Source organism: Streptomyces sp. SID14478, from assembly GCF_010548525.1.
GTDB lineage: Bacteria > Actinomycetota > Actinomycetes > Streptomycetales > Streptomycetaceae > Streptomyces.
In genome coordinates this window covers 1-5,516 of record NZ_JAAGMG010000917.1, presented here as the reverse complement: position 1 = coordinate 5,516, position 5,516 = coordinate 1, and the positions used below count along the sequence as shown (strand labels likewise).

Genomic DNA, 5,516 nt, shown 5'->3' with positions numbered 1-5,516 from the left:
GGCGCCGAGCGCAAGGGGCGGCCCGCCACCGCGTCGTCCGCGGCCCGTACGCGCAACGGTCTGGTCAAGCGTCCGCAGCGCAGCGCCATCGCGAAGGCCGTGCACGAGAGCGACACCCCGCGCCGCCCCGCGCCCGACGGGCCCGTCGTCGAGCGGAGCCCCGAGGACGTCTCCGGGATGCTGTCCGGGCTGCGCAGCGCGCACATGCGCGGGGCCATCAGCGTGGAGAAGGAGCGGGCGAGCCAGCAGGAGGCCGCCGGGGCCAGGAGCGGCAGCGACCGCGGTGAGGGGCAGAACGACAAGTGACCACCGTCGACATGCGGGGCGACTCGCAGACCTTCAACTGGCTCCTCGCCAACTTCGTCCGCGGCACCGACGGGGTGCGCGACGCCGTCGCCGTCTCCTCCGACGGGCTGCTCATCGCCGTGTCGGACGGCCTCGGGCGCACCGAGGCCGACCATCTCGCGGCCATCGTGTCGGGCCTGTCGAGCCTCGCGCGCAGCGCCTCCAAGCGGTACAGCTTCGACGGCGTGAAACTCATCATGATCGAGATGGGGCGCGGTTTCCTGCTCGTCTCCGCGATCCGCGACGGCTCCTGTCTCGGGGTGCTCGCCGACAGCAGCGGTGAACTCGGCCTCGTGGGCTACGAGATGGCAGTTCTCGCCGAGCGCGCGGGCGATCTGCTCACCCCCGCGCTCATCGCCGATCTGCGCGAGACGCTGCCGCGGTGAGCGGGCCGTCGCAGGCGTCGGACGCCGAGGACGCGGCGGACACCCAGTTCGTGCGTCCCTTCATCATCACCGGCGGGCGTGCGCTGCCCGCGCAGTCCGATCTGCGCCTGGAGACCCTGGTCGTCGCGCTCGACGCGGCGGAGGGGGCCGCGCCGCTCGCCCTCGAGCACCAGCGCATCGTGGCGCTGTGCCAGGAACCCACGACGGTGGCCCAGTTGGCGCAGGCGCTGGGGGTGCCGCTCGGTGTCGCCAAGGTGCTCGTCGCCGACCTCGTCGTCGACGGCCGGCTGTCGTGTTCGCAACCCGCGGAGCTGCCGCTCCACACGCTCGAAAGGATCAGGGACCATGTCAGGGCGCTCTGAACGCCTCGCGCCGCTGGCCGTCAAGATCGTGGTCAGCGGCGGGCTCGGGGTCGGCAAGACGACGTTCATCGGAGCGGTCTCGGAGATCGAACCGCTGGACACCGAGGCCGCCATCACCCAGGTCTCCGTCGGGGTCGACTCGCTGGACGGGGTCGAGGGCAAGACGACCACGACCGTCGCGCTCGACTTCGGGCGGATCACCCTCGACCCGACGCTCGCGCTGTACCTGTTCGGCACGCCCGGGCAGGACCGGTTCTCGTTCCTCTGGGACGACCTGGTGGAGGGGGCGCTGGGGACCGTGGTGCTGGTGGACACGCGGCGCATCGAGGACTGCTTCCCCGCGCTCGACTACTTCGAGGCGCAGGGGGCGCCCTTCGTGCTCGCCGTGAACCGCTTCGACGGGGCCGAGCTGTTCGAACTCGCGGAGATCCGGGAGGCGTTGGGGATCGGCGATGACGTGCCGGTGGTCCCGTGCGACGCGCGGGCACGCGGCTCGGTGCGGGACGTGCTCGGGGCCCTGATGGACCAGGTGATCGGGGTGCGGAGCAGGCCACGGCGGGCTGCGCTGTCCCGATGACCCGGGGTGCCCCCGGCCCCGCGTCTTCCTCCGGCGGGGCCGGGGGCACCTTGTCCTTCGCCCGGGGAACCGCGCGAGCGACCCCCACCGACCCCCACAGATCCGCAGCCGGCACGGAACCGGCTCGTCAGTCCTTGATCTCGGGCGGGGAGATCTGGGAGCGGTCGATCGCCGACGGGCTCGTTCCCCACTTCTTCAGGATCCTGGCGTACGTGCCGTCCGCGATCAGCTTGTTCACCGCCGCCCGGAACGCAGGCGCCAGCGGCGTGCCCTTCTTGAAGGCGAAGCCGACGTCGAGTCGGTGGAACTCATTGAGGAACTTCAGTCCCTCCTGGTGCGCGACGGAGTACCGCAGGCCGTTGATGGTGCTCATCACCACGTCGGAGCGGCCCTGCTGCAGCGAGGACCAGATCGCGCTCGGCTCGGCGTACGTCTTCACGTCGTACGCCTTCTTGCCGGCCTCCTTGCAGATCCCCTTGTTCTGCTCCAGCGTCGCCTCGAACGTGGTGCCCGCCCCTGTCGCCACGTTCAGGCCGCACAACTGCTTGAGGTCGGTGACCTTCTTCAGACCGCTGTCCTTGCGGACGGCGAAGCCCTGGCCGTCGTTGATGTACGTGACGAAGTCGATCGTCCTGCGCCGCTCGTCCGTGACGCCGAAGTTGCCCGTGCCCAGGTCGTACTTGCCGCTGTCGAGGGCCGGCAGGATCGCCTCGAAGCTCGCGACCTCCTGGTCGAGCTTGATGCCGAGCACCTTGCCGACCGCGTTCGCGAAGTCGATGTCCTGGCCGACGACCGTCTTGCCGTCCGGCAGGTACGACGAGTTCGGCGGGTTGCCGCCGACGCTCGCCGCGATCCTGAGGCTGCCGCTCCTGCGGACGTCGGCGGGCAGCAGCTTCGCCGCGGCAGGGTCCTTCGCGACGTCCGACACCACGTCCTCGGTGGGGATCTTGTCGTTCCTGGCGGCGGCGGGCGCCGCGTCGCCCGTGCCGTCACCGGAGCCGCAGGCGGTCAGACCCAGGGCGGCGACGGTGATCAGCGCGAACGCAGAGGTCAGGGATGTGGTGCGCATGGCGGGGTGGTCTGCCCTTCGGTGACGGCACGCACGACGGCGCGCACGCAGGGGGAGCGCGGGAACGGGGCACTGCGAGGGGAGGGGGTGCAACACGGGCGCAGCAGGGTGAAGGCGCGGGAGGGCACGCGGACGAGGCGCGTACCGGGACGCGTGGAAAGAGAGCGAGGAAGGCTCGGAGAAGTGACGCGCTCAGAGGCGTCGGGAGGGCATCAACAGGACGCGGACCACACGCGACCGAAGTCGATGTGGGAGCGCGTGACCAGCCACTGCTGCGGATGCATGGGCCAAGTGGAACAGGCATCCGGTTCGGCGTCAACTCACTTGAGACGCACGGCTCATAGTGTGGACAGCCTTGACAGCGGAGGTGAACAGCCCCTTACTCTCGGTGCGGTACCGCTGCTGAGGGGCTCGGTACCGCAGAACACAGGTGTGAAGGCAAGACCGTGCTGGATGTCCAGCCCCACGGAGCCTTCTCATGTCCTCAGCATCTCCGCAGACCCTCACCAAGGTCCCGCCCGCGTCGGCCCCGCCCGCCGGCGCCGCCGTGCCCCGCATCGTCCCGCAGCGCCGCACCGGCCAGTGGATCGCCGCCGCGCTCCTCCTCGTGCTGCTCGGCCTCGCCGTGAACTCGGTGCTGCGCAACGACGCGTTCCAATGGGACGTCGTCGCCGAGTACTTCACGACGACGTCCGTGCTGCGCGGGCTCGGCCTCACGCTGTGGCTGACCGCGCTCGTGATGGTGCTCGGCTTCGCCCTCGGCACGCTGCTCGCCGTGCTGCGGCTGTCCGCCAACCCCGTGCTCCGCGCGGTGAGTTGGGGCTACGTGTGGCTGTTCCGTTCGATGCCGATCCTGGTGCAGCTGCTGTTCTGGTTCAACATCGGCGCCCTGTACCCGACGGTCCTCGGCGTGAAGACCGTCGACCTCTTCGGACCCGTCACCGTCGCGATCATCGGGCTGACCCTGCACGAGGCCGCGTACGCCGCCGAGGTCGTGCGCGGCGGCATCCTCTCCGTCGAGCGCGGCCAGATAGAGGCCGCGCAGGCGCTCGGGCTCAGCCGGCTGCGGCGCTGGCGCAGGATCGTGCTCCCGCAGGCCATGCGCTCCATCGTGCCGCCCGCGGGGAACATGCTGATCGGCACCCTCAAGGGCACCTCCATCGTCAGCGTCATCGCCGTGCAGGACCTGCTGTACTCGGTGCAGCTCGTCTACCACCGGACGTACCAGGTCATCCCGCTGCTGCTGGTCGCCACCATCTGGTACGTCGTGGTCACCTCGCTGCTCAGCGTCGGCCAGTACTACATCGAGCGGCACTACGCGCGTGGGACGGCGCGATGAGCACCGGCCGGCAGTCCCTGGTGATCGTGGGCGCCGGGCCGCGCGGCACCGGCGTGCTCGAACGGATCGCCGCCAACACCCGCGACAGCGATGAAGAGTTGGCGCTGGACGTGCATCTCGTCGATCCGTATCCGCCGGGCGGCGGACGGATCTGGCGGCGCGAGCAGTCCCCGCTGCTGTGGATGAACTCGCAGGCCCAGGACGTCACCATGTTCACCGACGCCACCGTGGACATGGGCGGGCCCGTGCTGCCCGGGCCCGCGCTGCACGAGTGGGCCGGTATCGACGGCAGCGTCTTCGCCGACCGGCGGCGCCAGGGCGACTATCTGCGCTGGGCGTACGAGAAGGCCGTCGCGGGCCTGCCCGGGGGTGTCGTCGTGCACCTCCACGCACGGCGCGCGCTGCGTGTCAGCGGGCCGCGCCACGGGCGCCAGCAGGTGTGGGTCGAGGGCCGTCCGCGGCCCCTGCTCGCCGACCTGGTCCTCCTCACCCAAGGGCATCTGGACGCCGAACTCGACGACGAACAAAACGAGTTGAGTCTGTACGCGCAGCGCCACGGGCTCGTCCATCTGCCGCCGGACTTCACCGCGGACTCCGATCTGAGCGCCCTTGCGCCGGGCCAGGACGTTCTCGTCCGCGGCTTCGGGCTGGCCTTCGTCGACCTGATGGTGCTGCTCACCCAGGGGCGCGGCGGACGGTTCGAAGGGGACGCGTACCTCCCCTCCGGCCGCGAGCCCGTCCTGCACGTCGGATCGCGGCGCGGCATCCCGTACCACGCGAAGATCGGCTACGACTGGGACGCGACGGCCGGGGAGCGGCCGCCGCTGCCCCGCTTCCTCGGACCGGCACAGATCGACGAACTGCTCAGCAGGAAAGGCGGGTTCGACTTCCGCGCCGACGTGTGGCCGCTCGTCGACAAGGAGCTCGGCTACGCGCACTACCACCGCCTCTTCACCGCGCACCCCGAGCGCACCACCGTCGCCTGGGCCGACTTCGAGGAGAAGTACGCCGCCGCCGAACCGCTCGGCGCCGAGCGGGACGCCCTCGTCGCGGCCGCCGTGCCCGACCCGGCCGACCGCCTCGACCTCGCCGCCCTCGACCATCCGCTCGACGGCGTCCGGCACGCCTCGTCCGAGGAACTGCAGGACAAACTGCGCGGGTACGTCGCCGCCGACCTGGCGCGGCGGCACGACCCCGCGCACAGCCCGGACCTCGCGGTCTTCCTCGGACTGCTGTCGGTGTACGGGCAGCTGGTGCGGCTCGGCGACCTCGGCACCTGGTGGCACGGCTTCTTCAGCTACCTCGCGTCCGGGCCGCCCGGGCCCCGGCTGCGCCAGCTGCTCGCGCTGTCCCGCGCGGGCGTCGTGAAGTTCGTCGGCGCCGACATGCGGGTCAGCGCCGAAGGCGGCGTCTTCCGCGCCACGAGCGCCACCGTGCC

General features: G+C 71.1%; 6 protein-coding genes and 1 pseudogene. 6 read left to right on the top strand and 1 reads right to left on the bottom strand.

The annotated features are described in order from the left end of the window. The 4 genes and pseudogenes from G3I40_RS29955 to G3I40_RS29940 form a co-directional block, all read left to right on the top strand. Positions 1 to 306 (top strand): annotated as a pseudogene (locus G3I40_RS29955) (sensor protein); the annotation flags it as partial. Further along, on the top strand, positions 303 to 731 hold the full coding sequence (locus G3I40_RS29950; RefSeq protein ID WP_343245057.1) for a roadblock/LC7 domain-containing protein: 429 nt from the start codon (positions 303 to 305) through the stop codon (positions 729 to 731). The pseudogene G3I40_RS29955 and the gene G3I40_RS29950, both read left to right, overlap by 4 nt. After that, positions 728 to 1,093 (top strand): DUF742 domain-containing protein, encoded by a 366-nt coding sequence (locus tag G3I40_RS29945; RefSeq protein WP_164305764.1) that lies wholly within the window; start codon positions 728 to 730, stop codon positions 1,091 to 1,093. The genes G3I40_RS29950 and G3I40_RS29945 overlap by 4 nt, the downstream gene beginning before the upstream one ends. Next, positions 1,077 to 1,670, top strand: coding sequence for an ATP/GTP-binding protein (locus G3I40_RS29940; protein WP_164305763.1), 594 nt, complete (start codon positions 1,077 to 1,079; stop codon positions 1,668 to 1,670). The genes G3I40_RS29945 and G3I40_RS29940 overlap by 17 nt, the downstream gene beginning before the upstream one ends. Positions 1,671 to 1,797: 127 nt before the next feature. On the opposite strand, the gene G3I40_RS29935 is transcribed toward G3I40_RS29940, so the two are convergent. Further along, positions 1,798 to 2,739: an ABC transporter substrate-binding protein gene (locus G3I40_RS29935; protein WP_164305762.1), complete on the bottom strand. Its 942-nt coding sequence runs from the start codon at positions 2,737 to 2,739 to the stop codon at positions 1,798 to 1,800. A gap of 478 nt (positions 2,740 to 3,217) precedes the next feature. Here G3I40_RS29935 and G3I40_RS29930 point away from each other — a divergent pair, with 478 nt between their 5' ends. Both G3I40_RS29930 and G3I40_RS29925 read left to right on the top strand, forming a co-directional pair. Next, on the top strand, positions 3,218 to 4,078 hold the full coding sequence (locus G3I40_RS29930) for an amino acid ABC transporter permease (protein ID WP_164305761.1): 861 nt from the start codon (positions 3,218 to 3,220) through the stop codon (positions 4,076 to 4,078). Further along, positions 4,075 to 5,516 (top strand): FAD/NAD(P)-binding protein (locus tag G3I40_RS29925; RefSeq protein ID WP_164305760.1); only part of this gene is annotated, 1,442 nt, incomplete at its 3' end. The genes G3I40_RS29930 and G3I40_RS29925, both read left to right, overlap by 4 nt.